Consider the following 2,616-nt stretch of genomic DNA (forward strand, 5'->3'; position numbering starts at 1 on the left):
GGCGTGTCCTTGCCCGCGGTGAGCGCCTCCAGCGACGACACCGCGTCCTTCAGGTTCTCGACCTTGATCAGCCTCAGGTCGGAGGGCGCCTGCTGCTTCGCGTCCTGGCAGTTGGCCGCCGGCACGAGGAACGCCGTCGCGCCCGCCTCCTTCGCGGCGACCATCTTGAACGCGATGCCGCCGATGGGCTTCACCGCGCCGTCGCCCGCGATCTCGCCGGTGCCCGCGATGGCCTTGCCGCCGTTGAGCTCGCCCGGCGTCAGCTTGTCGACGATCGCGAGGGCGAAGATCAGGCCGGCCGAGGGGCCGCCGACGTCCGACAGGCTGATCTTGATCTTGAACGGCACGTCGGCGCGGTCGACCGGCGAGATGCCGATGAAGCCCGCGGGGCGGCCGTCGTCGCGCGTGCCGAGGGTGAGCTGGGTCGACTTGGAGGTGCCGTCCTTCTCGAAGGCCACCTCGATCTGGTCGCCCGGCTTGGTGTTCTCCAGCGCCGTGCTCACGTCCGCGGCGCTCTGCACCTGCTTGCCGTTGACCGAGATCATCCGCGCGCCGAGCGGGATGACGTTGTCGGCGGGGCTGCCCTTGGTGACCTGGTTCGCGATCACCTTGCCCGGATAGCCGAGGTAGTGCAGCGCGGCGACCTCCGCGGAGGTCTGGGACTCGCTGAACGCGATCTCGTTGTTCTTCTGCACCTCCTCCTCCGACTCGCCGGGCTTGAAGAACTCCTCGCGCGGCGCCAGGGCGTAGCGGCCGGACAGCCACAGGCCGAGGGCGCCGAACAACGACACGTCGTCGGTGAGCGAGACCGTCGTCATGCGCAGGGTTCCGTTGGTCGGGAACGTGTTCTGGCCCTCGACCGACACCACGTCGGTGTCCTTGACCTTGCCGAGCACGTCGTAGGTCGGGCCGGGGCCCAGCGCGACGTACGGGACTCTGGCGAAACCGCCGAGCAGTCCGAGTGCCGCCACCACGAGGAAGCTGATGACCAGCGTCCACGTCCGGCGGGTCAGTCCGCGCTCCCTCGGCGGGGGCGCTGGCGCGGGTGCGGTCGTGACGGTTTCACTCACGGCTGAACAGCGTACGACCATGTCGATCCGCGTACGGTAGAGGCATGAGTGACGTGCCGTTCGGGTTCAGCCCGCACAACCCCGACGACAAGGACGGGAAGCCAGGGGACAACCCGTTCGACTTCAATCAGCTGGGCAGCATGCTGAGCCAGCTGGGCGCCATGCTGAGCAGCGCCGGAACGTCGAGCGGGCCGGTCAACTACGACCTCGCCAAGCAGATCGCGTTCCAGCAGCTGTCCTCGACGACGACCACCGTCGGGTTCGCCGCCGACCAGTCCAGCGCCGTCACCGACGCCGTGCACCTGGCCGAGATGTGGCTGGACACGGTCACGTCGCTGCCCGCCGGCAGCCGCACCACGCAGGCGTGGACCGCGCGCGACTGGATCGAGCGCACCATCCCGACCTGGCAGCGCCTGTGCGACCCGGTCGCGCAGCGCATGTCCGGCGCGTGGGTCGAGGCGATGCCCGCCGAGGCCAAGCAAGCCGCCGGTCCACTGCTGTCGATGCTCGGGCAGATGGGCGGCATGGCGTTCGGCTCGCAGCTCGGCAACGCGCTGGCGCAGCTCGGCTCCGAGGTCCTCACCTCGACCGACGTCGGCCTGCCGCTCGGGCCCGAGGGCACCGCGGCGCTGCTGCCCGCGAACATCGAGAAGTTCACCGAGGGCCTGGAGCGCCCGGCGTCCGAGGTGATGGTGTTCCTCGCCGCCCGCGAGGCCGCGCACCAGCGCCTCTTCACGCACGTGCCGTGGCTGCGGCAGCGCCTGCTCGACACCGTCGAGGAGTTCGCGAAGGGCATCAAGGTCGACACCTCCGCCCTGGAGCAGCTCGCCGGCCAGATCGACCCGTCGAACCCGGCCTCCATCGAGGAGGCCATGAGCTCCGGCCTGCTCGAACCGCAGACCACCCCCGAGCAGCAGGCCGCGCTGACCCGTCTCGAGACGCTGCTCGCCCTGGTCGAGGGCTGGGTGGACGTCGTGGTCGACGCCGCCGTGGCCGAGCGCCTGCCCGGTGCCCCGGCCCTGCGCGAGACGCTGCGCCGCCGCCGCGCCTCCGGCGGCCCGGCCGAGCAGACCTTCGCCACCCTCGTGGGCCTGGAGCTGCGGCCGCGCAAGCTGCGGGCGGCCTCCGCCCTGTGGAAGCTCGTCGGCGACCAGCACGGCGTCGAGGTGCGCGACAGCATCTGGGAGCACGCCGAGCTCGTCCCGACCGCGGAGGACCTCGACGACCCGCTGGAGTTCGCCGAGCGCCTGACCAACACGCGCAACGCGCTCGAGGACCCGATCGCCGAGCTGGAGCGCACGATGCGCGAGAGCGGCGAGACGCCCGCCGGGGACGCGCCCGGCACCGGCAAGCCCGAGGACGGCAAGCCCGAGGACAGCGGGTCCGGAGACGGCAGGCCCGAGGACAGCGGGTCCGAAGACGGCAAGCCCGAGGACAGCGGCAAGCCCGGCCCGGGGAGACAGCTACTTCCGGCGAACAGCCGAAGAGCCCAGCTCGCTCACCCCCCCAGGGCTCTAACCCCTCGGGCCACGGCACTCCTCGCACA

The 2,616-nt window shown here is 71.3% G+C and carries 1 protein-coding gene and 1 pseudogene; one reads left to right on the forward strand and one right to left on the reverse strand.

The annotated features are described in order from the left end of the window. Positions 1-1,070 (reverse strand): PDZ domain-containing protein (locus tag ACFWGZ_RS40605; RefSeq protein ID WP_382456906.1); only part of this gene is annotated, 1,070 nt, incomplete at its 3' end. A gap of 44 nt (positions 1,071-1,114) precedes the next feature. Between ACFWGZ_RS40605 and ACFWGZ_RS40610 the strand changes: the two are divergent. Further along, a pseudogene (locus tag ACFWGZ_RS40610) lies at positions 1,115-2,416 on the forward strand (zinc-dependent metalloprotease); the annotation flags it as partial. Between the last annotated feature and the right edge of the window lie 200 nt (positions 2,417-2,616).

Source organism: Lentzea sp. NPDC060358 (assembly GCF_042725365.1).
In the GTDB taxonomy this organism is placed as follows: domain Bacteria; phylum Actinomycetota; class Actinomycetes; order Mycobacteriales; family Pseudonocardiaceae; genus Lentzea.